This window comes from Paenibacillus glycanilyticus (genome assembly GCF_051200795.1).
Lineage (GTDB): Bacteria > Bacillota > Bacilli > Paenibacillales > Paenibacillaceae > Pristimantibacillus > Pristimantibacillus glycanilyticus.
This window is the reverse complement of sequence record NZ_CP195155.1, coordinates 737129-762092: the sequence shown is the minus strand read 5'-3', so window position 1 is coordinate 762092 and position 24964 is coordinate 737129. Positions and strand designations below refer to the sequence as shown.

The 24964-nt window shown below is 51.8% G+C and carries 23 protein-coding genes; 6 read left to right on the top strand and 17 right to left on the bottom strand.

The features are described 5' to 3' along the window. The first annotated feature begins 67 nt into the window (after window positions 1-67). Window positions 68-2851 (top strand): carbohydrate binding domain-containing protein, encoded by a 2784-nt coding sequence (locus ACR9FF_RS03595; protein ID WP_435169065.1) that lies wholly within the window; start codon window positions 68-70, stop codon window positions 2849-2851. A gap of 65 nt (window positions 2852-2916) precedes the next feature. On the opposite strand, the gene ACR9FF_RS03590 is transcribed toward ACR9FF_RS03595, so the two are convergent. Continuing rightward, window positions 2917-3201 carry a hypothetical protein gene (locus ACR9FF_RS03590; RefSeq protein WP_127498204.1) on the bottom strand — a complete coding sequence of 95 codons (285 nt, stop codon included), beginning with the start codon at window positions 3199-3201 and terminating at the stop codon, window positions 2917-2919. Between the two features lie 140 nt (window positions 3202-3341). Between ACR9FF_RS03590 and ACR9FF_RS03585 the strand changes: the two genes are divergently transcribed. After that, window positions 3342-3959 carry a DUF975 family protein gene (locus ACR9FF_RS03585; protein WP_435169063.1) on the top strand — a complete coding sequence of 206 codons (618 nt, stop codon included), beginning with the start codon at window positions 3342-3344 and terminating at the stop codon, window positions 3957-3959. A 50-nt stretch (window positions 3960-4009) separates the two neighbouring features. Here the strand turns inward: ACR9FF_RS03585 and ACR9FF_RS03580 are convergent, their stop codons facing one another. The 10 genes from ACR9FF_RS03580 to chvE all read right to left on the bottom strand — a co-directional run bounded on the left by ACR9FF_RS03580 (window position 4010) and on the right by chvE (window position 15800). Then, complete coding sequence (locus tag ACR9FF_RS03580; RefSeq protein ID WP_435169061.1) at window positions 4010-5284, bottom strand: hypothetical protein; 1275 nt, start codon at window positions 5282-5284, stop codon at window positions 4010-4012. Next, on the bottom strand, window positions 5265-5807 hold the full coding sequence (locus tag ACR9FF_RS03575) for a sigma-70 family RNA polymerase sigma factor (protein ID WP_435169059.1): 543 nt from the start codon (window positions 5805-5807) through the stop codon (window positions 5265-5267). The genes ACR9FF_RS03580 and ACR9FF_RS03575 overlap by 20 nt, the downstream gene beginning before the upstream one ends. Before the next feature lie 385 nt (window positions 5808-6192). Beyond that, window positions 6193-6627 carry a rhodanese-like domain-containing protein gene (locus tag ACR9FF_RS03570; RefSeq protein ID WP_435169057.1) on the bottom strand — a complete coding sequence of 145 codons (435 nt, stop codon included), beginning with the start codon at window positions 6625-6627 and terminating at the stop codon, window positions 6193-6195. A 105-nt stretch (window positions 6628-6732) separates the two neighbouring features. Next, window positions 6733-7620, bottom strand: coding sequence for a LysR family transcriptional regulator (locus ACR9FF_RS03565; RefSeq protein WP_116394445.1), 888 nt, complete (start codon window positions 7618-7620; stop codon window positions 6733-6735). A 30-nt stretch (window positions 7621-7650) separates the two neighbouring features. Beyond that, window positions 7651-8844, bottom strand: a complete 1194-nt coding sequence (locus tag ACR9FF_RS03560; protein WP_435169055.1) for a response regulator transcription factor — start codon at window positions 8842-8844, stop codon at window positions 7651-7653. Beyond that, the gene (locus ACR9FF_RS03555; RefSeq protein ID WP_435169053.1) at window positions 8810-10693 is read right to left on the bottom strand and encodes a cache domain-containing sensor histidine kinase; all 1884 of its coding nucleotides are present in this window, start codon (window positions 10691-10693) and stop codon (window positions 8810-8812) included. The genes ACR9FF_RS03560 and ACR9FF_RS03555 overlap by 35 nt, the downstream gene beginning before the upstream one ends. A gap of 22 nt (window positions 10694-10715) precedes the next feature. Further along, window positions 10716-11729, bottom strand: a complete 1014-nt coding sequence (locus tag ACR9FF_RS03550; protein ID WP_201008488.1) for a substrate-binding domain-containing protein — start codon at window positions 11727-11729, stop codon at window positions 10716-10718. 101 nt (window positions 11730-11830) lie between these two features. Further along, complete coding sequence (gene mmsB / locus ACR9FF_RS03545; protein WP_116394449.1) at window positions 11831-12994, bottom strand: multiple monosaccharide ABC transporter permease; 1164 nt, start codon at window positions 12992-12994, stop codon at window positions 11831-11833. A 6-nt stretch (window positions 12995-13000) separates the two neighbouring features. Then, the gene (gene mmsA, locus ACR9FF_RS03540; protein WP_435169050.1) at window positions 13001-14530 is read right to left on the bottom strand and encodes a multiple monosaccharide ABC transporter ATP-binding protein; all 1530 of its coding nucleotides are present in this window, start codon (window positions 14528-14530) and stop codon (window positions 13001-13003) included. A gap of 103 nt (window positions 14531-14633) precedes the next feature. Further along, complete coding sequence (chvE, locus tag ACR9FF_RS03535) at window positions 14634-15800, bottom strand: multiple monosaccharide ABC transporter substrate-binding protein (RefSeq protein WP_127498184.1); 1167 nt, start codon at window positions 15798-15800, stop codon at window positions 14634-14636. Window positions 15801-16308: 508 nt separating this feature from the next. Between chvE and ACR9FF_RS03530 the strand changes: the two genes are divergently transcribed. Next, window positions 16309-16716: a VOC family protein gene (locus ACR9FF_RS03530; protein WP_435169048.1), complete on the top strand. Its 408-nt coding sequence runs from the start codon at window positions 16309-16311 to the stop codon at window positions 16714-16716. Between the two features lie 65 nt (window positions 16717-16781). On the opposite strand, the gene ACR9FF_RS03525 is transcribed toward ACR9FF_RS03530, so the two are convergent. Beyond that, window positions 16782-17144: a winged helix-turn-helix transcriptional regulator gene (locus tag ACR9FF_RS03525; RefSeq protein WP_201008491.1), complete on the bottom strand. Its 363-nt coding sequence runs from the start codon at window positions 17142-17144 to the stop codon at window positions 16782-16784. 117 nt (window positions 17145-17261) lie between these two features. Here ACR9FF_RS03525 and ACR9FF_RS03520 point away from each other — a divergent pair, with 117 nt between their 5' ends. Then, window positions 17262-18275, top strand: a complete 1014-nt coding sequence (locus ACR9FF_RS03520; protein ID WP_435169045.1) for a zinc-dependent alcohol dehydrogenase family protein — start codon at window positions 17262-17264, stop codon at window positions 18273-18275. Between the two features lie 66 nt (window positions 18276-18341). Here the strand turns inward: ACR9FF_RS03520 and ACR9FF_RS03515 are convergent, their stop codons facing one another. After that, window positions 18342-19181, bottom strand: coding sequence for an AraC family transcriptional regulator (locus ACR9FF_RS03515; RefSeq protein WP_127498180.1), 840 nt, complete (start codon window positions 19179-19181; stop codon window positions 18342-18344). 125 nt (window positions 19182-19306) lie between these two features. Here ACR9FF_RS03515 and ACR9FF_RS03510 point away from each other — a divergent pair, with 125 nt between their 5' ends. Together ACR9FF_RS03510 and ACR9FF_RS03505 are read left to right on the top strand one after the other, a co-directional pair. Then, complete coding sequence (locus ACR9FF_RS03510) at window positions 19307-20308, top strand: Gfo/Idh/MocA family protein (protein ID WP_435169043.1); 1002 nt, start codon at window positions 19307-19309, stop codon at window positions 20306-20308. A 29-nt stretch (window positions 20309-20337) separates the two neighbouring features. Then, the gene (locus ACR9FF_RS03505; RefSeq protein ID WP_012772653.1) at window positions 20338-21276 is read left to right on the top strand and encodes an aldo/keto reductase; all 939 of its coding nucleotides are present in this window, start codon (window positions 20338-20340) and stop codon (window positions 21274-21276) included. A gap of 65 nt (window positions 21277-21341) precedes the next feature. On the opposite strand, the gene ACR9FF_RS03500 is transcribed toward ACR9FF_RS03505, so the two are convergent. From ACR9FF_RS03500 to ACR9FF_RS03485, 4 genes are all read right to left on the bottom strand, one after another. Continuing rightward, window positions 21342-21749: a GNAT family N-acetyltransferase gene (locus tag ACR9FF_RS03500; RefSeq protein ID WP_116394456.1), complete on the bottom strand. Its 408-nt coding sequence runs from the start codon at window positions 21747-21749 to the stop codon at window positions 21342-21344. Window positions 21750-21762: 13 nt separating this feature from the next. After that, a complete protein-coding gene (locus tag ACR9FF_RS03495) occupies window positions 21763-22239 on the bottom strand; it encodes a GNAT family N-acetyltransferase (protein ID WP_435169040.1) in 477 nt (158 codons plus the stop codon). Between the two features lie 135 nt (window positions 22240-22374). Further along, window positions 22375-23505 carry a glycoside hydrolase family 88 protein gene (locus ACR9FF_RS03490; protein ID WP_435169038.1) on the bottom strand — a complete coding sequence of 377 codons (1131 nt, stop codon included), beginning with the start codon at window positions 23503-23505 and terminating at the stop codon, window positions 22375-22377. Window positions 23506-23548: 43 nt separating this feature from the next. After that, complete coding sequence (locus ACR9FF_RS03485) at window positions 23549-24961, bottom strand: sulfatase family protein (RefSeq protein WP_435169036.1); 1413 nt, start codon at window positions 24959-24961, stop codon at window positions 23549-23551. Window positions 24962-24964 lie beyond the last annotated feature (3 nt).

Below are 24964 nucleotides of genomic sequence, written 5' to 3'. Positions count from 1 at the left end.
TTACATTTTGTCCCAGGCCATGCGTGCTTGGCTGCTATTAGCCACCTAAATTGAAGGAGGTTATCGTGTGATCACCACTAGATTCCGTATGCTCTCCTACTCCCTTGCCCTGCTTCTGGCCTTTATGTCTTTGTTAGCGCTAGTCGGACCTCCGGCGAAAAAAGCTTCCGCTGCCGTCTCCGGCTTCGTCACCCGCTCCGGCAGCCAGCTGATGCTGAACGGCCAGCCTTTCCGCTACAGCGGCCCCAACATTTATTGGCTTGCCCTGGACGAGAATCCCGTCGAATATCCGACCGAATTCCGCGTAAACAATGCCCTGCAGACAGCAAAAGAAATGGGCGCAACCGTTATCCGCTCCCATGCCGCCATCTCCTTCGGCTGTCCGAAGTGCATTATGCCATCGCTCGGTACATACAACGAGACCGCCTTCCAGAAGCTCGATTACGCAATCAAAGCCGCCGGCGACGCCGGACTTCGTCTTGTTCTCCCGCTTATCGACCAATACGATTATTACCACGGCGGCAAAAAATCATGGACGCGCTGGTTCGGCTACCCCGACGACGGCATCAGCTACACCGGCTACGAGTTTTACAACAAGCCGGAGATTATTAGCGCCTTCAAGCAGCATCTAAGCGTTCTCCTCAACCGCACCAATACCTACACCGGCGTGAAGTACAAAGACGACCCGACCATCATGGCCTGGGAAACCGGCAACGAGCTGGGCTGGTACGACAATCCGACGGCGATGAAGAACTGGACGCAGGACATTGCCGATTATTTGAAAAGCATTGACGGCAACCATCTCGTCATGGACGGAACATACGGCGTGAAGGACGCTCATCTTTCCATCTCAAGCGTAGACATCTACAGCGACCACTTCTACCAATGGCCGGCCGTTGGCGCCTGCTGCAAAGGCTTGTCGGTTACAGAACTGAATACGCAGGCAAGCAAGGTTCAAGCCGCCGGCAAAGCGATGGTTGTAGGCGAATTCGCTTGGAACCTGGAAACCTACGGTACGCTTGCGAACTTCCTTTCCGCCATTGAGGCCCAACCGGCTATCGCCGGCAGCAACTATTGGGCGCTGTTCGGGCAGAACGACGACTACGGTTATAAAGTGCATAACGACGGATTCACCATCTACTATCCGGGCACGACAACGGATATGCGGACCAAAGCCCAGCAGCTGCGCAACCACGCTTACGCGATGCGCGGGATAGCCGTTCCTGCTGCAGGCGTTCCTGAAGCGCCGCTTATTACGGGCCATCAGGCAAGCGGCGGCAAGGTTCAGCTGAAATGGAGAGGCGCGGCAGCGGCGGACAAATATACCGTCGAACGGGCAACAGCCGGTGCTAGCGGACCTTGGACCGTTGTCTGCAATCAATGCGCGACGGACAATGATACGCCATGGACCGATTCCACCTCCGTCTCGGGCACGGCTTATTGGTATAGAGTGAAAGCCCATAACCTCGCAGGGGTTGCCGGCAGCTATTCTCCTGTTTATGCCACCGGCGGAACGGCGCTGCCTGCTCCGGGCGCCTTCACGTTGTCGTCTCCTGCAAGCGGCGCAACGGGCCAAAGCGTGCTGCCGACATTCGGCTGGAATGCCTCCAGCAACGCCGCAAGCTATACGCTTGTTGTTGCGGACAACAGCTCCTATACAAGCCCGGTTATTAACGCCAGCGGACTTACTTCTACTTCTTATACTCCAGGCTCCGCGCTTGCCTATAACAAAACGTACTACTGGAAGGTAACGGCCGTGAACGGCACCGGATCCACGGTGGCGTCGAATGCCGGCCTAACCTTTACGACGGCGGCTCAATCCACGTCGGTTGCGATTGATGCCTTCGAATCGTACAGCTCGGACAGCGCGCTGCAAAGCGCCTATGTCCGCAATACGGACGGCGGCGCCTTGACGGTGACCCGGGATACCGCGAACAAAAACGACGGTACCTACGGCATGAAATTTGCCTATACCATCGCAGCCTCTCCTGCCAACTTTGCAGGGGCAACGAAGCAGCTTGGCACGGCCGACTGGTCCGGAGCAACCGGATTATCGCTTTGGCTTAAGCCGGACGGTTCGAACCGGACCCTGACGATTCAGTTCAAGGAGACAAGCGGCGAGCTGTGGGAAACGTATTATACGTTGTCCGGCACAACCGCGGGAATCGTCAATCTGCCGTTCAGCTCCTTCAACCATCCGGGCTGGTACAGCGGCGGCAACGGCGTGAAGGACCTGAATACGATTAAGGAATACAGCATCTACGTGAATCAGGGCTCCGGTTCAATGGGCAGCAGCTCGATTTATTTCGATTCCGTGACGGCGGGTCAGGTCGGAGGAGGCACGCAGCCACCAAGCGATGCCATCGACAGCTTTGACAGCTACGCTTCAAACAGCGCGCTGCAGGCCGTCTATACGATGAACTCGTCCGGAAGCGCCATTACTCCAACTCTTGATACGTCCGTCAAAAGCGACGGTACGAACAGCATGAAGCTGAGCTACAGCATTACGACGGCCGCCAACTATTCGGGCGTCATTCACCCGATCTCCGCCAGCTGGACCGGCAAAACGGGCATCAGCTTATGGGTGAAGCCGGATGGCTCAAACCGTACGCTGACCGTCCAGTTTAAGGAAGCCGGCGGCGAGCCGTGGGAGACGACTTATGTGCTCTCGGGCACAACTGCGACAACCATTCAAGTTCCGTTCACTAGCTTTGCGCGTCCTAGCTGGTACAGCGGCGGCAACAGCACGCGCGATCTTGGCTCCATCGCCGAGATTAACTTCTATATTAATCAAGGCTCCGGCAGCACCGGCAGCAGCACGATTAATATTGATGCGGTAAAAACGTATTAAGACGGTTAAATAATAAAGCCCATTCAAGCGCAGGCTAATTGCCGGCTTGAGTGGGCTTTTTCCATTTAGGATAATGTTGCATATAAAAGCAAAGTCCCAATACTGCCCACCCATAACATAGGCACGCAGTTCGATAGAATCGCCGCCCTTTTGTAACCCCGATGAAGAGTCCAGGCAACAATCGAGCAGGCGATCATAAAGAGCGGGTAAACGCCAAGACCTAGTACAAACAAAATGTTTAATGCCGTAAAGCCGCCGTCAAAGGACATGAAAGACATCCCAAACGTAAACAGCCACGGAATCAGAAACAGCAAATAAATAATCTGGCTAATAACGAGAAACTTCTTCAATGATTATCCCCCTAAATTCTATATGACCTTAATAGTTCGCTGTGCAGAAAAAATATCCTTTTCCTTATTTTCAGGAATGTTCCCCGCGTTCCCCCCGTATATTTAGATGGCTATTCATCTCATTATTTAAGGAGGTACATATGAACGCATCGTACTCGGAACTGAGGGCTAGAGCGAGAGAAAGCCTGAGAGGCAATTGGGGAAAAGCGATCGGAGGCTTTCTGCTGGCCATCTTAATGGCTGCCGTTATCGGTCTGATCAACTATTTGATCCCGGTGCTCGGCAATGTGATCAGTTTTCTGATCAGCGGCGCCATCTCACTTGGACTCATCAGCTTCTATCTGGGCATTGCCAGGAAAGAAGATCCGCCTGTATCGGAAGTTTTCAGCGGCTTCGCCCAATTTATTAAAGCGTTCTGCCTGTACTTTATGATCGGACTCTTTACTTTCTTATGGACGCTGCTGTTTGTCATTCCGGGAATTATTGCGGCATTCCGTTACTCGCAAGCTTATTTTATTCTCCGGGATAATCCGGATATCGGCGTTCTGGAAGCCATCAACGAAAGCAAACAAATCATGAAGGGCAATAAATGGCGCTACTTCGTTCTGCAGCTGACCTTTATCGGCTGGGCAATCCTGGCCGCAATTCCTTTTGGCCTGGGTTATCTGTGGCTGTGTCCATACATCAGCGTTACGCAGGCTCATTTCTATGATGAAGTGACCGGCAGGAATTCGCCTCCAACCCCGGATTCGTTTTAAGCGTTTGTCAACAAGAAAGAGGCAGCGGGATTCCGCTGCCTCTTTCTTGATTAACCGGAAAAGTCGCTTTGCCGCAAATGAAACACCCATGGTCCGCGGAGGACAACGTCAGGTCGGTTGATGTGCAAAGTCAGGTGCTTGCTCCCCGGTTCTATCGTACATTCCAAATATACCACTTCGCCCGTTTTCTCCTTAAGCTTCGCCATGCCGCTCTCCTCGGCGCCAATCATATATAGCGAGGAAGGCGCCTTCTCGTCATAGTGAAGATCCGTGTAAACCCTAAGCGTCGTTGGAGAAGTCTTTTCCACGTGAGTAATGGTAACCGGATAACCGGCAATCTCGAAGGTTTGGTTCAGGCTATCCGTTGTTTCGGCCGGTACTTTCACTTTGACCTCATCTTGGTATTCGACGTTTATTTCCGGAATCGTAAGAGTGTAGGTTTCATCCGGCGTGCGGCCAAGCGGAAAGTACAGCTCGCTTTGGGGACTGCTCAAGCCTTGCACCGTGGTAATTTCCAGCTTTTTACCCGCTTTATTCACCACATGAAGCTTGAGACTTTCCTCATGCATGTAGACACCATGGATCCCGTAATCGATGATGCGAAAATCCTGCCGTGGCGGGGTAATAATAGATACTCTTGCTTTTTCATCTACCTTATCCGTAATAGCCGTAATTGACAGTCCATTTGCTGTAGAGGTTGGACCAAGCTCGGAGTAACTGTCGAAGGATTCTGCCTTCGTTAGATGAATAGGCACTTCTATTCGAGCTTCTTCCCCTATTATCAGCTTGATATCTCCTTGTACAACCAGCTCTCCTTTATGCCAGAAATCAGATGTCCAGTTCGTTCCGCCCCAAGAAGCCATAGAGGTATTGATCTTAAAGGCCTCACCCTGAGCGTTAACTAGAGTAATATCCTTCAATCTCGTAGTATTTTGCCCGGTCATCGTTATATAGGTCATTTCATGGTCGGACATCATGCCTTTAATAATAATCGTTCCCTCTTTCCCAACCTTTACGGTAATAGGCTTGCCCAGAATATAACGATCTTCCGGAGACTTCTCTTCCTTCACCATTCCGGTACCGGGAATAAATTGCAAGGCATTCTGAATAGCCGCCCATACCTTCGTATGGTTAACTAATACCGTTGATATTAGAAGGACAACAATGACAGCAGCTATAGAAGTCCATCCGCGTCTTAATCGCGTAAACTTTCGTCTCTCTCTTCCTGCTTGCTCTATACCAAGGCGTGCCCTGTAACGAAGCTGCTCAGAAGGGATGGGGATGGTCTGCATTTGCTGTTTTATTTTATCGGAGCCCGTATCCATAATCTCCTTCCTCCTCTACCCGTTTCCTTAGCTTTTTCAACGCCCGATACAGCAAGGTCTTTCCCGTGCCTAGCGGAATATCCAGTATTTCCGTTACCTCCCGGATCGTAAGATCATAATAAAACCTTAGAATAACGACGCTTTTCTCCTCTGGTTCCAAAGCCTCCACCAGTTCCTTTAACGTAATCGACAACGTAAAGTCCTCTTCATCGCTGACGGTTATCGACTCCATATATTCCGGCTTCCATTGAATTTGTCTCTTCCGTTTGCGCAGAAGATCGATTGAACAGCTTATCGCTATCTTAATGAGCCAAGTTTTAAAGTAAGCAGGCTCCTTCAGCTTGCGTATTCCCTTGAACGACCGGTATGCCGTTTCCTGAATAACATCCAAGGCATCCTCTTCGTTCCCCACATGCACATAAGCGGCCCTATACAAATCATCTTCATACTGCTGAAAAAGCTCCAAGTACGCGGACTCGTCGCCGCGCTGCGCCTTTCTCACCAGATCAATAATGCTCCTCACCTACTTTGCTTTAACCTCTCTCTTCTATAGATTAGACGCATGAACGTTTCGTTTAGCTTTCACAAATGCAAAAAACTCGAGCGCACTAATCCGGCCCGCCCGGCCGGCCGCATGCAACAAACTCTAACGAAACGGTAACACGCTATTTTAGCAAAATGGAGCTTCCGGGATTTCTAACGAAACTACATATCGTTATTCCCTCAATAAGTCCTCTTTTCACTCAAAATCGGACAAATAACGTTACCACGTTTCGTTAGATTAGAAATGAAGTTGTTTTTGGGCAAATAAGGTTACGTAGTTTCGTTAGCGGGGGGAGCAGATCGATCAGCACAGCAAAAAACCAGATTCCCCTCTCCGGGAATCTGGTCCGCCACTCATTCATTCACTAGCCCACCATCGGTGCGGTTTCCACATGCGTACCTTCCACCGGGTTGCCCTCTTTACGCCAGTACTCGATGCCGCCGATCATTTCTTTTACTTTGAAACCTAAGCCGGAGAGGCGCGCCGCGCCTTTGGTGCCGCCGTTGCACGCCGGGCTCCAGCAGTAAACGACGATGAGCTGCTCTTTCGAGAACCCTACGGTGGTTTCCGCTGTCATCTCTCTCGATGGCAGGTTAATCGCCCCCGGAATGTGGCACTCGGCATATGCTTTTGGGCTGCGTACATCAATCAGCAGAAAGTCATCAAGACCGTGCTTCATATCGTAATACACATCCGCTACGTCCGTCTCAACGGACAGCTTGTTCATATAGTGACGGTGCGTAGCTTCCGGTGATGCAGCAGGAGTTTCAAGGACGAGCGAAAATGGTTGGTTTGTCATAGGGAGTGCCTCCATTTAGGGGATTTGCCAAATGCCTTGGCTTGTTGAATCCAATATAGCATGATCCCTAACATCGGAGTTATCGATCGTTTTCGATTGCATACTTCAATGATTCTGATGATTGCCCTCGCCGATTAATTCCACGAAGCCAACAAAGGCTTTGGACTGCCATTTCTTCTTCGAATAAATCAGCTGGGTATAGAACCTGCAGGCTGGATGGTTAAAAGGCAATGCAATCAGTTGCTGCTTCCGAATTTCCTCGGCAGCCGCGATACGCGGCAGCAAGGCAACGCCAAGGCCATACACCACGCATTGCTTGATGGCCTCCATGTTCCCGAATTCGTAAGAAGGCTTGCTGTCAATCTCGCCATCCCGCAGCACTTTGAGCAGCATTGCCCGGTACGTGCAGCCATCCTCGGTGAGGATAAGAGGCTCGCCCGATAAATCCTCTGCCCGGACCTCGCTTAATGCCGAGAACCGATGCTCGGGACTCGCGATAATAACAAGCTCCTCTTCTCTCAACACCACCGTATGTAGCTCCGGATCCGAGAACGGCGGGTCCAGGATAATGCCTACATCCATCGTCCCCTCTTTGACGGCTTCTATAATAAGAGGCTCATTCCCAGGCTGCAGCATGATGTTAATATCCGGATACTGCTGGCGGTAAGCCTGCAAATACGGCGGCAAATAATAAGCAGCCAACGTCTCAATCGTGCCAATGGACAACGTTCCTTTGGACTGCTTCGACACGATTTCTTTCGACTCTTCGTGGAGCCTGATCACTTCTTTCGCGTAAGGAAGCAGCGCTTCGCCGGCGATCGTCAGCCTCATGCTTCGGCCGAACCGTTCAACCAGCACGGCTCCGTACGACTCCTCCAACCGCTGGATTTGCGTCGTAATGCTGGACTGGGCATAGCCCAGACTTTCCGCCGCGCGGGTGAAGCTCCCGTGCTTCGCGACTTCGCAGAAGGTTTTCAAATAGGTTAATTCCACGCCAGACACCTCCTTTTCCAAAAAAACCAGCTAATTCCGTTTCCGATACTGATTCGGGGGCAGCCCCGTCGTTTTCTTGAATGCCGTACTGAAATAATGCTGCGACTCATAACCCGTCTTCTCGGCGATTTCATGTATGGCCAGGTCCGTCTCGTTCAGCAACCGAATCGCTTCCTTCATCCGCGCGGTTGTCAGCATGCTTATAAAAGAAGTCCCCATCTCTTGCTTGAAAATACGGCTCAGATAAACGGCCGACACGTTCAGCTCGCCCGCAATTCCCTCAAGCGACAAGTCCCGGTTCTCATAGCGGTCCGCAATAATCTCCTTCGTCCGCCGGACAAAGGGACTTAGCTTCGTCTCCCGGTTAACGGAAGCCCGCGCCTCCGCGTAAAGCGAGGGTACATCCCCCGATGAGCCTTCCTGATAGCTGGCCACAATCTCAATCTTCAAATAGCCCGCCACATCCGCTTCAATCTGCTTAAAGACCGCTTCCTGCGGCTTGCCCCAGATCAGAACAACAATTAATCCTACTTTATCCCGGAAGTGAACGGAAGTAAACGGCTCAAGATGCTCTTCCATAATATTTTCGATAGCAAACAAGAGAAGCTGACGGTCCTTCTCCGAGAAAAACGCTTTGCCCTTCGACTGCTCCGGCCACCGGATGACGCCTACATAGTCCGGTTCCTCGCCCGGCATCCGAAGGAATGAAAGCTGCTCGCGAATCTCCGCTTCCCCCAGCTCTCCCTTGATCCATTCAAGGCAAAATCTTTCCCTGAGCAGCGCGAAATTCTTATCGATCTGCTTGGAAGCCATCTGCAGAAGCTCCTCGTTAACGGTGGTTTCCTCCAGCTTCTGAACGACTCTCGCCAGCACTTCTCCCAGCATGTCGGGATTCACCGGCTTCAATATATAATCGTCGACCTCCAGCTTGATGGCTTCGTAAGCATAATTAAATTCATCATGGCCGGTAATAATGACGATCTTGCATTTGGGAAGCTGCTCCCGAAGGTGGCTGATCAAGGTGAGGCCGTTCATAATGGGCATGCTCAGATCGACGAGCAGAATATTCGCCTGCTTTTCCACGGCTAGCTCCAGCGCTTCCTCCCCGTCCTCGGCTTCCCCAACGACCTCCAGCTGCAGATCCTCCCATGGTATAGAGCTGCGGATTCCTTCCCGGATAATGGACTCATCATCCGCGATTAACACCTTCCATGTGCGTATCATGCGTACACTGCCCCTTCCGATGAATAATAGGATGCTTAATGATTACCGTCGTTCCGGCTTTCTCTTTGCTCTCAATCGCAATGCCATAGGTCTCGCCAAAGCTTAACCGGATCCGCTCCTGCACGTTTCGGAGTCCATAGCTGGCCGTTTGCCCCTGCCCTTGCTGACGTTCTGCGGCTGCCCTCTGCGCTGCACTCGCTTCATGAACCGATGGCACGGCCTGAAGCACGGCTTGCAGCGCCTCGAGTCTTGCTTCCGTCATTCCCGCTCCGTCATCTTGAATAACCAATTCCAATATCTCTTCGCTAATAATGGCACGGATTGTTATCATCCCCGGCCCGCGGCGTTCCTTAATGCCGTGATAGATCGCGTTCTCCACAAGCGGCTGAAGAATAAGCTTCAGCACGAACAAGCTGTCGCTGCTTCCGTCTACTTCGATGTTATAGTTCAGCTTATCTTTATAACGGGTTTGCTGGATTTTCAAATAGCTCCGGATATGCTCAATCTCGTCGGCAAGCGGGATCATCTCCTGGCCTTTGCTTAGCCCGATGCGGAACAGCTTGGACAAAGCCTCCACCATCTCCGTCGCTTCCTTTGCGCCGTCCTTGCGGGCCAGCCACTGGATCGTATCCAGCGTATTGTACAGAAAATGCGGCTGAATATGGGCTTGCAGGCTGCGCAGCTCCGCTTCCCGCTTGAGCCGCTGCTCCGCCCACACCTGCGAGATCAGCCGGGTCATCTGCGACAGCATCTTGTTAAAGCTGCGGCCAAGCAAGCCAATCTCATCCTCCCGCTCCTCCGGAATGCGAATGCTCATATTGCCCTCCTCAACCTTGCGCATGAAGGAGGCCAGCTGCGAGATCGGCCGAGAGATCGAATGAGACAGGTAATACGAGGCGGCAATGCCAAGCATGCACACGATAAACACGAAGGTAACGAGGTAGAGGTTAATGTCCTTAATCTCCTGCACGCTGTCTTGGACAGCAAAGACCCCAACGGTCGTCCAATTGGTGAAGGAGGACTTCTGATAAATAAACTGCAGCTTCTGGCCCCCTACCGTTTGAGCGAACATGCCGGATAACTGCTGGCCGGGCAAGGCAACGCCCAGACTTCCGATCCTGGAGTTTTTTGGCGCGTAAATGCTCTCGCCCTTATCGTCGATCACCATTAAGTAGCCGGATTTTCCAAGCCGCACATCCCGAACCGTCTCCGCGATTACCCTCAGCTTAAGATCAATAAGGACAACGCCTAACGTCTTCTGCGTATCCGGATCCTGAATGGCGCGGACAACCGAGACGACCTCGCTGTCCTTGTAATTGGAATGGGTCGTCACGTTCCGGTTGGCCGGATGGCCGATAATTTTGAAGATCCCTTTCGCCTCAACAGCCTCTTGATACCAAGACTCCTTCGCCAGACTGTCTCCCGTCCGGGCATACATTTCGTTGCTGAAATAATCGCCGTTAGGCCGTACGACGATAATTCCCGCCACCTCGGAGTAAAGCGAGGTAAAGCCCTGCAGAAATTTGGACATGCGGTATTCCTCATGATCATCGTCAATGGCTTTTTTCCCTTCGCTCAGGAAGGCCTGAATTTCCGGATTCATCGATATAAAATAGGAGATATTCTGAATATTGCCCGCGTAATAATCAAGCGACTTATTCACATTGTCGATAAGCTGCATCGTATGGCCGTTGACCTGTTTTTCGACAATGCCGTTAACGATCCACCCCATTAATAACCCAATAACAAGGGAAGGCAAAATGCTGATCAGCAGGAAGTGAAGAATAAGCTTGTATCGAATAGACCAGTTGTTCAGCTGGAAGCTCTTCCGGAGCTGTTTGAATACCATGATTAGCGCTCCCCTTTACCCGTTACTTGGCATAAAACTGGTCAACGTCACCAGGGGTCACTACCGTAATGCCCGTATCGATGTTCGTCGGCAGCGGCGGAATGCTGGAATCCCCGTTATTGGACATCGGATTTACGATATGATTGCGGAGATGGAACAGCTGCATCAACGACCAATACCCCATATTCCACGTCCCCTGCGCCAGAGTTGCCGAGATCGTACCGCTCTTGACCATATCCAGCGTTCCTTTATCCGTGTCAAAGCTGATGATCTTGACCTGATCCAGCTTGTTTAACCGCAGAATGGCATTGCCCGCGCCAACCCCGCCGTTTGCCTCCGTTACGAAAATGCCGCTCAGATCCGGGAACTTGCCGAGCAGATCGCGCACCTTCTGCTCCGATATCATCTGATCGCCTTTGCCGTCGGCAATTCCAACCAGCTGAAGATCGGGAAATTCCTTCTCCAGCGTCTCCTCAAAGCCCCTTGTTCGCTCTTGATGGTTCAACTGATTAGGCAGCGTAATGACGCCAACCTTGCCGGCTCCGCCCGTCAGCTCGGCCATCTTTCGGGCTGCCGTCACCCCGGCGTTGTAATTATTGGTGCCGATGTAGGAATACGCTTTGCTGTTTGGCGCATCCGCGTCGAACATAACAACGGGAATGCCCGCTTCCACCGCTTTATTAATCGCGGGGTTCAAAGCCTCGGAATCGATGGCGCTTACGGCTATTCCCGCGGGACTGCGCGCGATAACCTGCTCGAGCACCATCATTTCCTCCTGCACGTCGTATTGCGTGGAGCCCCGGTATTCCACCGATACGCCAAGCGCTTCCGCCGCGTCCTCGAAGCCTTTCAGCCCGTTTTTCCAATAGTCGATACCGGCCAGAAAATTCACCATCACGTACTTCTCGTCCAGCGTACCGTGCAGCCCTTCGGGCTCATCCAGCAGTCCGCTGTTGTCTTCCTTGACGAATACCATATACAAATAGGCCATCAGCGTCCCAATCAGCACGATATAGACGAGCAACAGCTTCTTCACCCGGATCCCCCCAATATGCAAAAAACCGCTTTCATTAACATAGCAGTTAAGCGCGTCTAGACACAAGAAGTGTTTAGACGCGCCAAGAGACGGCTCTGTTATTAAGCAGATTTGTTTTTGTTATAGAGGTCGAAGGCGACCGCGAGCAGCAGTACCAGACCCTTGATGCCTTGCTGATAATCGATGCCCAGACCCACCAGCGACATCCCGTTATTCATGACGCCCATAACTAGACCGCCAACAATTGCCCCGATTACCGTACCCACTCCGCCCGTTGCCGAGGCCCCGCCGATAAAGACGGCCGCGATGGCATCCAGCTCGAAGTTCACCCCGGCCTTCGGAGTAGCCGCGTTCAGCCTTGCCGCGAACACAAGACCCGCAAGGGCGGCAAGCACGCCCATATTGACGAAGACCCAGAAGGTCATTTTTTTCGTCTTCACCCCGGACAGTCTTGCCGCCTTCTCATTGCCGCCGAGCGCATAGATATGACGGCCCATCACCGTTTTGCGCATCACGAAGGTGTACAAGGCAATCAGGATAAACAGCATGATGAGAATGTTCGGAAGACCTTTGTAGGAAGCAAGCACGTACGTGAACAGGTTCGTAATAATCACGACGGCTGCCAGCTTGATCAGGAAGAACGGAATCGGCAGCAGCTCAAGCTTGTATCTTTTTTGAACCAGACGCCCGCGCCACTCCATAAAGATGTACAGCACCGACAAAACGATTCCGATCAACACCGTAAGTAGATGAATGTCCCAGCCCCCCGGTATGTCAGGCAGAAACCCGGTGCTTATGGAGCGGAAGCCCTGCGGGAACGGAGCCACCGACTTGCCGTCCAGCACCAGCATCGTGAGGCCGCGGAATAATAACATCCCCGCCAGCGTGACGATAAAGGACGGAATCCGGACATAAGCAACCCAGAAGCCCTGCCAAGCGCCAACGATAGCGCCGAACACTAGCGACAGCACCATCGCCACCGGGAAGGACATCCCGTGTTTGACCATCATGATGGCCGATACCGCGCCAACAAACGCCGCAACGGAGCCGACGGAAAGATCGATATGGCCGGTGATAATAACGAGCAGCATGCCAATGGCCAGAATTAGAATATAGCTATTCTGCAAAATCAGGTTCGTAATATTAAGCGGCTTCAGCAGAATGCCGTCGGATAGAAACTGAAAGAGCAGCATGATTAGGATAAGTGCAATAAACATGCCGTATTGCCGGATATTGCTGCGTAATAACTTTAGCGCGGTTTCCATGCTGTCCTACCTCCTGCTTTTCGTCATATACTTCATAAGCGTTTCCTGGCTGGCTTCCGCTCTTGGCACTTCCCCGGTAAAACGTCCTTCGTTCATGACATAGATCCGGTCGCACATCCCAAGCAGCTCCGGCAGCTCCGAAGAGATCATCAGAATGCCTTTCCCTTGCTCCGCCAGTTGATTGATAATGGTGTAAATCTCGTATTTCGCCCCTACGTCAATGCCCCGGGTTGGTTCATCGAGAATAAGGAGGTCCGGACCGGTAAAAATCCACTTGCTTAGCACAACCTTCTGCTGGTTTCCTCCGCTCAGGTTGCCGGTTTTCTGATGAACGCTTGGCGTCTTGATGTTCAGCTTCTTGCGGAAGCCTTCCGCCTCGGTAATCTCTTTGTAATCGTCCACCACAAACCATTTGGAAATGCCCCATAGGTTGGCAAGCGTTGTATTGCGTTTGATGTCGTCCATCAGGACAAGCCCGTATTCCTTGCGATCCTCGGTTACGTAGGCAATGCCTTCGTCAATCGCTTTGCTGATGTCGGGCAGCCGGATTTCCCGGCCGTCCTTGAACAGCTGGCCGCTGATTTTTTTCCCGTAGGACTGGCCGAAAATACTCATCGCAAGCTCCGTGCGTCCTGCCCCCATAAGCCCCGCAATGCCAACAATCTCGCCGCGGTTAATATGGAAGCTGACTTCGTCGATCACTTTGCGTTCCGCTTGCTGAGGATGATAGACGTTCCAGTCTTTGACCTCGAACAGGATCTCTCCGATATGCGGCACCCGCTCCGGATAACGATGCGTCAGATCCCGTCCAACCATCCCTTTAATAATCCGGTCCTCGGTAATTTGATCCTCGCGAACCCGCAGCGTCTCGATCGTCTGGCCGTCGCGCAGAATCGTAATGGAGTCGGCTACCTTCATAATTTCGTTCAGCTTGTGAGAGATAATAATGGACGTCAGCCCCTGCTCCTTGAACGCCAGCATCAGATTCAGCAGATTCTCGCTGTCCTCTTCGTTAAGCGCCGCGGTTGGTTCGTCCAGGATAAGCAGCTTTACTTCCTTGGATAAAGCCTTCGCAATCTCGACAAGCTGCTGCTTGCCTACCCCCATCGTTCCTGCAAGCGTATTCGGGGATTCGGACAAGCCTACGGTCTTGAGCAGCTCTCGCGTCTTCACAACCGTCTCGTTCCAGTTAATAATGCCGCGGCTTGCCTGCTCGTTGCCTAAAAAAATATTTTCAGCCACGGACAGCTGCGGAATAAGAGCAAGCTCCTGGTGGATGATGACGATGCCAAGCTGCTCGCTGCTTCCGATATCTTTAAATTCGCAGGCTTTGCCCTTGAATAAAATGTCGCCTTCATAGGATCCAAACGGATATACGCCGGAGAGTACCTTCATCAGCGTCGACTTGCCCGCGCCGTTCTCTCCCATAAGCGCGTGTATTTCGCCTTCTTTTACCTTTAAATTAACGTTCTCCAGCGCCTTTACGCCCGGAAAGGTTTTGGTGATTCCCCGCATTTCGAGTAGGATATCAGTCAAAGCTAGCACCACGCCTTCAGTTGGATAAGGAATACGGAAAATGATTTAGCAACGGCTTTGAGGCCGTCGCTAAATCATTTGGCTGCCGCAATGCTTCAGTGTCTTATTTCAGTTCGTCTTCGGTGTAGTAGCCCGAGTCGACCAGAACTTGCTTGTAGTTCGTGCTGTCTACGGAAACCGGCTCCAGCAGGAAGGAAGGAACTACCTTCACGCCGTTGTTGTACGTTTTCGTGTCGTTCACTTGCGCTTCTTTGCCTTCGATTACCGCTTGAGCCATGCTAACCGCTACCTTCGCCAGCTCACGGGTATCTTTGAAGATCGTGGAGGTTTGTTCGCCGGCAATGATGGATTTCACCGAAGCAACCTCGGCGTCTTGGCCCGTAATGATTGGCATTGGCTTATCCGCCGTGCCGTAGCCTACCCCTTTCAGGGAGGAGATAATGCCGATGCTGATGCCGTCATACGGCGACAATACGGCGTTTACCGTGTCGGTAGCGTAGTTCGCGCTCAGCAGGTTATCCATCCGGGATTGCGCGGTTGCGCCGTCCCAACGGAGGGTTGCGACCTGCTCCATTTTCGTCTGGCCGCTCTTCACGACCAGCTTGCCGCTGTCGATGTAAGGCTGGAGAACCGACATCGCGCCGTCGAAGAAGAAGTACGCGTTGTTATCGTCCGGGGAACCGGCGAACAGCTCGATGTTAAACGGTCCTTTGCCGTCCTTCAGGCCAAGCTTATCTTCGAGGTAAGAGGCTTGCAGCACGCCTACTTTGAAGTTATCGAAGGTCGCGTAGTAGCTGACATGCTCGGTATTTTTGATCAGACGGTCATAAGCAATCACTTGAATGTTCTGGTCGGCTGCTTTTTGCAGCACGTCCGTCAGGGACTCGCCGTCGATTGCGGCAATAACAAGCACCTTAACGCCCTTCGTGATCATGTTCTCGATTTGGGAAACCTGGTTCTCGATTACATCCTCCGCATACTGAAGGTCTACCGTGTAACCAAGCGCTTCGAATTCCTTCTTCATGTTGGCGCCGTCGCCCACCCAGCGCTCCGACGATTTCGTCGGCATGGAGATACCGATTTTGCCTTTTTCGGTGGAGGCACCCGTGTTGGTGCTTTCCGCGCTGTTTCCGGCCGATGCGTTATTTGTAGCTTTCTCGCCGCCATTGTTGCTGCTGTTGCCGCCTTTGTTACTGCTGCCGTTCGCGCCGCAAGCGGCAAGCACCACGATTAATGCGGTTAACATCAGGATCGATAACACTTTTTTCATTTCTGTCTATCCCCTCTCGATTTGTGAGATGAATGAGCCGATAGACAAATCATACAAGCGGAAGCTTTTTAAATCTTTTCACTTCGTTAACTCGTTTTTATAAAAAAACAAACAAAAAAGACTTAAGCAGATAAATGTTTAATCTGCTTAAGTCTTAATTACTTCTCTTGACTCCCCCAGCCACAGTAACGATGGAGCAGCCTTTTCACCATACTTTCCTTCTCTCCGCCTTACGTTGGATTTTCTCCAGTAAAATTACGGCAAAAGGAACGATTTCAGCGGCTACGATGGATTCCATCCAGTAAAAACGACTTAAAGACGCCACGTGCGTCCAAATGAGCGCATTATGCTGTACTCAATCCAATCTAGCATTAGAAACCGGACAATATCGTCCCTTACGCTGTATGAAATCCAATGTAGCTGATTGCCCTACGTAGGACTCGCTTCCTTCCCCAAATGTAGAGTATAGTAGGACTAGTTGAAATATATATTCCAGGAGGCTAGAGCCATGTCACAGGAGATTTGGATTAACCTGCCGGTCAAGGATGTTCAGAAATCAACTGCCTTTTTTAATCAAATCGGATTCCAAGCCACTAACGTAGGCAGCGAGAGGGCCAAGCTCACGATTGGCCAGACCACGTTCCTGCTCTTTCCCGATGCAGCGCTTGAGAAATTTTCAGGCGCGAAAGTTGCCGATACTTCCCAATATGCCGAGGTCTTGTTCTCCCTTGGCGCTAACAGCAGAGAAGAAGTGGACGAATTTATTCAAAAAGTAGAGTTTGCCGGCGGCACCATCTTCGGCAAGCCTAGCGAATCGGACGGCTGGATGTACGGCGCGGGCTTTGCCGATCCGGACGGCCACCGTTGGAACCTGCTGTACATGGATGAGAGCAAAATGCCGAAAGGCAAAGTTTAGCCCAAATAAAAAAGGGGGTGTCCCATCGTCATTTTCATGACTTACGGGACACCCCCTTTCTATGTCTAATGGCTGTCGTCATACTCTTGTCTTGCCCTCTGTACGTTATCATAATGATCAACTGCCCAGATTTTAAGCATATTCATAATCGGCAGAAGCGACTCCCCGAGTGGTGTTAGCGAGTATTCCGTGATCGGCGGGACCGAAGGAGTAAGCTTGCGTGTGACGATGCCATCCCGCTCCAGCTGCTTCAACGTTTGAGTGAGCATTTTCTGCGAGATGCCTTCAATACGCCTCTTCATTTCCCCATATCGAATAATGCCATCCTCCATTGCGTAGATAGCCAGTGCTGTCCATTTATTGGATATAACCTCCAGCACATGGGTATATCTGCATAACTCCAGCGAGATATCCGGCAGCTTCTTCATGCTCTACCCTCCCTTGTACGCACCTTAACGTTCGTAAGCCACCTTAAAGTGCCGTGTTACTAAATTTTATGGCATCCATTATATTATGTCTATATCTTACAAGGGAGTGTGCGTGTTATGAAAGCATTCAGACTGCAGGACGGATTTGGATTAGATTATGTAAAAGAGGTTGATCTTCCTATCCCTGCCCCTGGCCCCAACCAGGTCCTTATTCAAGTAAAGGCCGTTTCTCTGAATTCCCGTGATATGGGAGTTATTAATGGATTTTATGAACCTAACCGGACTGAGCCTCTTATCCCTGTCTCGGATGGGGTCGGCAGAATTGTAGCCTTAGGGGATGGCGCAGCCAAATTCCAAATCGGTGAACGTGTGAGCGGGATTTTTACGCAGAGCTGGGCATCAGGGGAGCCTACGCAGGAGAACTGGGTATCGACGCTGGGTAGTCCACGGGACGGGATGCTCGCCGAGTATGTTGTATTGCCGGAGGAAGGAGTCGTCCGTATCCCCGAACATTTAACCGATGAAGAAGCAGCAGCCTTAGCTTGCGCCGGTGTTACCGCATGGCATGCCATTGCAGAGGAGGGCCAAGTCAAAGCCGGGGACGTTGTTGTCGTACAAGGAACAGGCAGCGTGTCGTTATTCGCACTGCAGTTCGCCAAGCTTCTTGGAGCCCATGTCATCATCACATCCAGCAGCGATGAGAAGCTGGAACGGGCAAAAGCGCTGGGAGCCGATTACGGCATTAACTATCAAACAACCCCTGAATGGGATCAGGCTGTTCTTGCCTATACACAAGGCCGCGGGGCCGACCACATCGTTGATCTGGGAGGCGCCTCTACGCTGAATCGCTCGATCTCCGCCCTGAAGGTTGGCGGTCAGGTCAGCATTGTTGGCATCTTGTCGGGAGCCGAAGTTGAGGATTTTGCCATCGTCCCAGCTATTATCCGCAAAGCCAGACTCCAAGCAATTAACGTAGGCAGCCGGGAGATGTTCGAAAGAATGAATCGTGCTATTGAACAGCATTCCCTGCGCCCAGTCATTGACAAGACCTTTCCGTTCGCTCAGTCACTTGATGCCTTCCGTTACCTGGCACAAGGCTCTGCATTCGGGAAGATTTGCATTGCCGTTTAATTAATATCCAACCATGTGAAAATGGGGCTATCTTACGTTGATTCAAAGGAAGACAGCCTCGTTTTTTTACACCCCGAACAATCTCCGGTATGCCGTTGGCGTCATCCCTTCATGTTCCATAAACCGCTTGTTGAAATAGCTGACGCTTGGATAACCCGCCTCCTCCGCAATCTGTCCGATGTTATCGTCCTTCCGCTCAAGCAGCCATTGCTTCGCCGCCTGCAGGCGGCATCGGGTAATAAAGTCCATTGGCGTCATGCGGGTAGCGCTGCGGAACAGCTTGCAGAAATAATAAGGCGTCACCCCGACCCGGTCTGCCCACTCCTCCAGAATAAAAGGCTTCACCGCCTCCTGCTGCATCAACGGAAGCAGCTCCATAATCCGCTCGCTTGAAGTCCCCGTCTTGTTCCCTTGCAGCGCAGACGCATGCTCAACAAAAACCGTCAGAAGCATATAGGTAAGCATCGACAGCTGGGCCGGCCGAAGCATCCGGTGCGTCTCGGCTTCGTGCAGCAGCTCCTCATGCGCCTGTTCCCAAATCTGGGGCTGGCGGAGCTTCCATAGCGGACTTTTGTGGAAGCCCTGCTCAATCAGATAATCCCGAAGGCCCGTACCTCCGTAGAAATGAAACCATCGCACGTCCCACGGCTCGTCCTGGCTGCTGTAATAGCGCTGCTTCTGCAGAGGAAAATACAGCACGGCTTCCCCTGCCCGAAGCTCATGAACAACGCCATCAATCTCCGCATAGCCCTTGCCGGAAACGCAGTAATGAATATTGAAATTGTTCAAGGCTCCGGCCTCGCGCGTAGTGCTGTGCTCCGGGTCAAACCGATAATTGCCCACCGATTCAGGCATGCAAAAATACGGCATATTCGGAAGCGTAAGCAGCAGGCTTTGACGTTTCATAGCAGGCACCTCTTTATGTCAATATTGTTCTAATGGTATACAAAATAATATCATTTTAATTTTAATTATCTTCTCCTATAATCGCAATATAGTCATAAATCATTCTAACAAAGCGAGGGTGAAGCATGAGCAAAAAGCTTAGATGGGGCATTCTGGGATGCGCTAATATTGCAAAAAACGCGGTAATTCCTGGCCTTCATTTATCCGATTTGAACGAAGTTGCCGCGATCGCGAGCCGCGACGGAGAGAAAGCCAGACAAACGGCTGAAGCTTTGAACATTCCTACTGCCTATGACAGCTACGAGGCGCTTCTGGCCGACAGCTCGATTGACGTTATTTATATCCCGCTGCCGAACCATCTCCATAAGGAATGGGCCATCCGCGCAGCTGAAGCAGGCAAGCATATTTTGTGCGAGAAGCCTCTCGCGCTGAACGCGCACGAAGCGGCAGAGATGGCCGAAGCGGCCGACCAAGCAGGCGTTCTTCTGTCCGAGGCGTTTATGTATCGCTATCATCCGCGCTATCAGCAGATTAAAGAGCTGATCGCAGCCGGTGCAATCGGTCAGATTCGCGGGATCCGAAGCGCGTTTACGTTCAACAACCCGAACGACTCCAAGAATGTCCGCTTCCGCAAGGCTTGGGGCGGCGGCTCCATCTATGACGTAGGCTGTTATCCGATTAACGTGGCGCGTCTGCTTTTGGATAAAGAACCGGAAGCGGTTACAGTCAACGCCCTTTTCTCGCAAGAGCATGACGATGTCGATATGATGGCCTCCGGCCTGATTGAATTTGACGGCAACATATCGCTTACCTTCGACTGCGGCATGTGGGCGGCGTTCCGCAATCCGCTGGAGATTCTCGGAACCGACGGTATTATCGAAGTTCCTTCCGCGTTAGTTACGCCAACGGCGGAAAGCAGCCATATCTACCTGAGTGCAAACGGTGAGCGCCGCCAGATTGAGGTACCGTACGTAAATTCGTATACGGCGCAAGCGGATTCCATTGCCCGTTCCGTTACAAACGGTACTCCTCTGGAATTCCCGACATCCGATGCCATCCGCAATATGAAGGTTATTGATGCTTGTCTGTTATCTGCCCGTGAACACGCAAGAGTCCAAGTATTGTAAAATAATGATCTCTGAGGAGGCTGCTTACTATGGAATTCTTAAAGCTGCAAGGATTGGACAAACCGGTATCCCGCTTGATGAAAGGGACGGACTATTTCTACCATGACTCTTACGAAAAAGCCGCTGCCAACATGGACGCCTACTTCGCCATTGGCGGCAACTGCTTTGACTCCGCTCATATTTATTGCGGCGGACAAAGCGAGGAAGTGATCGGCCGTTACCTGAAGGAACGCGGCACCCGCGACCAATGGGTAATCCTGACCAAAGGCGCCCATCACGACCAGAATGGCCCGCGCGTCAGCCGCGAAGCGATCCGCAGCGACCTGATGACGAGCCTTGAGCGCCTCCAAGTCGATACGATCGACATGTACGGTCTTCACCGCGATGATCCCAACGTCCCTGCAGGCGAAGTAATTGAGATTCTGAATGAGCATATCAAATCCGGCGCGGTGCAAACGATTGGCGTATCCAACTGGACTTGGCAGCGCATTCAAGAGGCGAATGACTACGCAGCGGCAAAAGGCCTTGTTGGCTTCTCGTTCAGCAGCCCTAACCTTAGCCTTGCGAAAGCCAACGAGCCGTTCTGGTCCGGCTGCGTGTCCGTCGACGACGAGACTCTTGCCTGGCATGAAGCCAACCAGCTTCCGCTGTTCTCCTGGTCCTCGCAGGCCCGCGGCTTCTTTACCGGCCGTTTCACGCCGGAGGATCGCAGCAATGCCGATCTGGTCCGCGTCTTCTACAGCGACGACAACTGGGAGCGTTATGAGCGCGCGAAGCAGCTCGCCGAGCAAAAGAACGTCACGCAAATCCAGATCGCGCTCGCTTACGTGCTTAACCAAGCCTTCCCGACCTGCGCCCTCATCGGCGCCCAATCGCTCGAGGAGCTCCGCTCCTGCGACGAAGGCTCGCGCATCAAGCTGACTCGCGAAGAGATGGCATGGTTGGATCTGAGCTCGGATAAGAAATAAATAATCGTAAAAAAAAGACCGCTCCTGCTTGCAGGAGCGGTCTTTTTGACAAGCTAAATTAATGGCTAGGACCCCGGTCTCCTCACCATAAACCGCTCCGCATTACGCCTAAAGCCGAACTGCTCATATAATCCATGGGCATCCAGCGTACCGAGCAGCCCCGACAGTCCTTCGTATTGCTGCACGATCCACCCTACAAGCTCCTTCCCTAAACCATGCCCCCGATGCTCTTCATCTATATATACATCAGCCAAATAATAGACGGTAGCCCAATCCGTTATGACCCGGGCAAAGCCTACTTGCCTATCTTCATAATAAATACCGTAGCACGTGGAGTTCTGAATCGACTTCTCGATGGTTTCCTTTGTCCGCTGGTTTGCCCAATAACTCTTCGCCAGAAAGGCTTGAATCGTATCCAGCTCAAGCAGGGACTTATCGTCGCTAAACCGGTACTTGTTATATAGATGCTCCATGTTCAATGGCCTCCTAAATGAAACTCTTTTTAAAAGTAACTCGGTCATATCCTTCTGCAAAAAAGTCCTTCTCTTCATTAACCAAGTTAAATCCGATGCTGCTGTAAAAATCGATCGTCCCCCGATTTCCCGGATGGCCAAGCGTATACAAAATCACCTGCTTCTCTCCGAGTTCTCTCAGTCTATCGCAGATTTCGCTGAGCAGCGCCCGGCCAACGCCTTTACGTGCCGCACTCTGCTTAACAACAACGCCAACAATCTCGCAATGACCAACCTCGTCATTAAAAATAAAACCCGTGTGTCCAACGACTTCACCCTTATCCTCCGCAACAAAATAATCGCTTCTGCTGCTAGAAGGAGATGAGGCGAAATAGTCCGCCCACCTTACGGGATATCTAGCAATAACGAAAGGCGGAAATTGCAGGGGATATTCTTCAAAAATAGAAATAACAACATCTTGATCGTTCTGTTGGAGTTGGCGGATAAGCAATCGAGTTCCTCCTTCTGGCGGTGATATCATTACCCTCATTTTACAATTAAATCTCTGTGCCCACACTCGTATCTTCTAAAGTCACGCAAAAAAGCTGATGGTGGCCTTTGACCATCATCAGCTAATTTAAACGCATTATTTGTTATCCCGCTCATACCAATAACCCGATATGCCGCGTTCCAATCGCATTAACGCTTCCAAGTAATAATAATCTCCCCAGATCATATAGTCATCCAGACCATTATTTCCCCGGACATGATAAGAGCCATGCTTCAGCAAGCCCTCCGCCTCTTCGCCAATTGTAGCATAACTGCTCACGAGGGAGCGCATCGTTTGATCCAGCCCCTGCTTGATCCAGCCGCGGTCGGCATCATCTTCAGGCAGCAGCTCCAGCAGCTCCAGCATCCCGCAGGCCGTTATGGCCGATGCCGAGCTGTCGCGGCTTGTATCGGCCGTAATCGGCGCATTGAAATCCCAGTAGGCGACATGATCTTCAGGCAAATGCTCAAGAAAGTAGCTCAATAACCGTTTTGCCGTCGTGAGGAATGCAGCATCCTTGGTATAACGGTAGGAAAGCACGAATCCGTATATGCCCCATGCCTGACCGCGCGTCCAGGTTGAACCATCCGTATACCCTTGATGGGTGCCGCCTCCAAGCGGCTCGCCGGTTTCCCTATTGAAATAAAAGGTATGGTAGGAGGAATCGTCGCCGCGCACCAGATATCTTCTGGAAAGCTCGACCTGCTTACGGGCAACCTCCGCATACCGCGGCTTTCCCGTCACTTCCGAAGCCCAATATAACAAAGGCAGGTTCATTAAGCAGTCGATAATGATCCGGCCGCCGTTAAGCTCGTCGTTTTCCGGTCCCCATGCTTGCAAGAAGCTGCCTTGCTCACGCCATCGGCCGAGTAAATGATCGGCTGCCTTAAGCGAAAGGACTTGATAGCTGCCGTCCCTCTCTACAAACCATCCGGCAAGTGCCGATAATCCAAACAAAAACCCGATATCATGATGCTCGATGCTTATTTTCGCATCCAATCGCTTCTTAAAGTCGGCAATCTGCCGCTTAGCCTGCTCTTTGAAAAAGACATCCCGGCTATATTCATAGCTTAGCCAGGTCAGCCCGGTATGGAATCCTTCAATCCAATCTACATTCCCGGACCATTCATAGCGCTTTTCGTTCGTAATATGCGGAAAAGCTCCTTCATGCATTTCCAAATTCCGCCGAACCTTGCCGACTGCATCTTCAATCGCTTCACGCCACATTGCCGCATCCTCCCTGCCCTTTTAGGCTAATTGGTCATGGCCCTTATACCAGTTCAAACGGATCCTGCGTGACTTCTAACCAGCCTTGCAGCTCCTCTTCCAACGCCAACAGCAGCCCCGTTTGCGGCCGCTCCTTCATCCTAACGGGATGAAGCTGGTACGGGTCCTTCTCTAGGTCATACCAGATGCGCTGCACTTCGGAGCCTGGCGTATACCCTTTATGAACGACATACGTGTACTTTCTTGTTCGAATGCCCCGCCAGCCATATTTCCGGTTATCCAGCCCCAGAGCGGCGTAGCTCTCGATTGCTTCTTTTCTTCCCGGAAAGGCACAAAGAAACACCGATGAAATATCCGTATGGCTGGTTCCGAGAATATCGCCCGATAGATTCAGCCCCTGGGCAGAGGCAGGAACGGGAATTCCGGCTAGCCCAAGCAGCGTAGGCATGATATCGACGCTATTAAAAAGCACATCAGTGCTGCCCTGCTTGATCATGCCTCTCCAGCTCATCAAACAAGGGATACCGATGGATTCTTCATGCCACGAATGCTTCGCCATCAAGCCATGCGAGCCCATGAGCTCCCCGTGATCGGAAGAAAGCACGATCAACGTGTTCTCCGATAGCCCCAGCTCCTGCACCTCCCGCCAGATGCGGCCAAATTGCTCGTCCATTCCGGTTATCGCAGCGAAATAATCGCGCGTATACCGGAGTAGCGCATGAATCCCGCCCTCAAACGGCTCTCCCGTATGGGCGGCTAGGTGATCCGGGCTGATATTCGGCCGTAAATTCAGCTCCCGTCCGTTGTATATGTCTTTGTATCGCTCAGGTACAAGCTCAAAAGGACTATGCGGCGGATTCCAAGAGACAAACAAAGCAAACGGAGCCTTGTCAACCTCGCGTCCTTTTGTCCGGATAAAGTCCAGCGCCACATCCGTTTCATGCTCCAGAGACCACTGCTCCACTTGAATCATCTCCGGCGTATCTTTCCAATAATGCGGCTTCATGTGATGATCGTACGCGCCGTAGGAATACCAGAAATCAAAGCCATGCCGCTTCGGCCCCGGCGGGGTATAAGCGTCCCACTCCCGAGCACCGGATTCCGGCTCCGGGCATTCGTTCTGCTCGGGCAGATCCAAATGCCATTTGCCGATATATCCGGTCTGATACCCCGCGTCCTTCAAAACATCGCCGATACAGATCTCATCCGGGCTCAGCATGACGTCTGCCCCGTTCTTGCAGTTCGTATACACGCCATTGGATTGCGGATACTTGCCTGTCATAAGTGCTGCGCGGTGAGGGGAGCAAAGCGGCGTACAAGAGAGCGCATGGTTAAACACCAGACTCTCCTGTGCGAACCGGTCGATATTCGGCGTAAGAACAGAGTCCTCACCCGTATACCCGGCAGCTTGCTTCCGCCACTGATCTGCAAATATATAAATGATGTTTGGCTTCATCTG

Coding starts and splice junctions, on each gene's coding strand:
- ACR9FF_RS03585 (WP_435169063.1), top strand. CDS start 3,342: ATGAACGCATCGTACTCGGAACTGAGGGCTAGAGCGAGAGAAAGCCTG.
- ACR9FF_RS03580 (WP_435169061.1), bottom strand. CDS start 5,284: ATGGATACGGGCTCCGATAAAATAAAACAGCAAATGCAGACCATCCCC.
- ACR9FF_RS03570 (WP_435169057.1), bottom strand. CDS start 6,627: ATGACAAACCAACCATTTTCGCTCGTCCTTGAAACTCCTGCTGCATCA.
- ACR9FF_RS03560 (WP_435169055.1), bottom strand. CDS start 8,844: ATGATACGCACATGGAAGGTGTTAATCGCGGATGATGAGTCCATTATC.
- ACR9FF_RS03555 (WP_435169053.1), bottom strand. CDS start 10,693: ATGGTATTCAAACAGCTCCGGAAGAGCTTCCAGCTGAACAACTGGTCT.
- mmsB (WP_116394449.1), bottom strand. CDS start 12,994: ATGGAAACCGCGCTAAAGTTATTACGCAGCAATATCCGGCAATACGGC.
- chvE (WP_127498184.1), bottom strand. CDS start 15,800: ATGAAAAAAGTGTTATCGATCCTGATGTTAACCGCATTAATCGTGGTG.
- ACR9FF_RS03530 (WP_435169048.1), top strand. CDS start 16,309: ATGTCACAGGAGATTTGGATTAACCTGCCGGTCAAGGATGTTCAGAAA.
- ACR9FF_RS03525 (WP_201008491.1), bottom strand. CDS start 17,144: ATGAAGAAGCTGCCGGATATCTCGCTGGAGTTATGCAGATATACCCAT.
- ACR9FF_RS03520 (WP_435169045.1), top strand. CDS start 17,262: ATGAAAGCATTCAGACTGCAGGACGGATTTGGATTAGATTATGTAAAA.
- ACR9FF_RS03515 (WP_127498180.1), bottom strand. CDS start 19,181: ATGAAACGTCAAAGCCTGCTGCTTACGCTTCCGAATATGCCGTATTTT.
- ACR9FF_RS03510 (WP_435169043.1), top strand. CDS start 19,307: ATGAGCAAAAAGCTTAGATGGGGCATTCTGGGATGCGCTAATATTGCA.
- ACR9FF_RS03505 (WP_012772653.1), top strand. CDS start 20,338: ATGGAATTCTTAAAGCTGCAAGGATTGGACAAACCGGTATCCCGCTTG.
- ACR9FF_RS03500 (WP_116394456.1), bottom strand. CDS start 21,749: ATGGAGCATCTATATAACAAGTACCGGTTTAGCGACGATAAGTCCCTG.
- ACR9FF_RS03490 (WP_435169038.1), bottom strand. CDS start 23,505: ATGTGGCGTGAAGCGATTGAAGATGCAGTCGGCAAGGTTCGGCGGAAT.
- ACR9FF_RS03485 (WP_435169036.1), bottom strand. CDS start 24,961: ATGAAGCCAAACATCATTTATATATTTGCAGATCAGTGGCGGAAGCAA.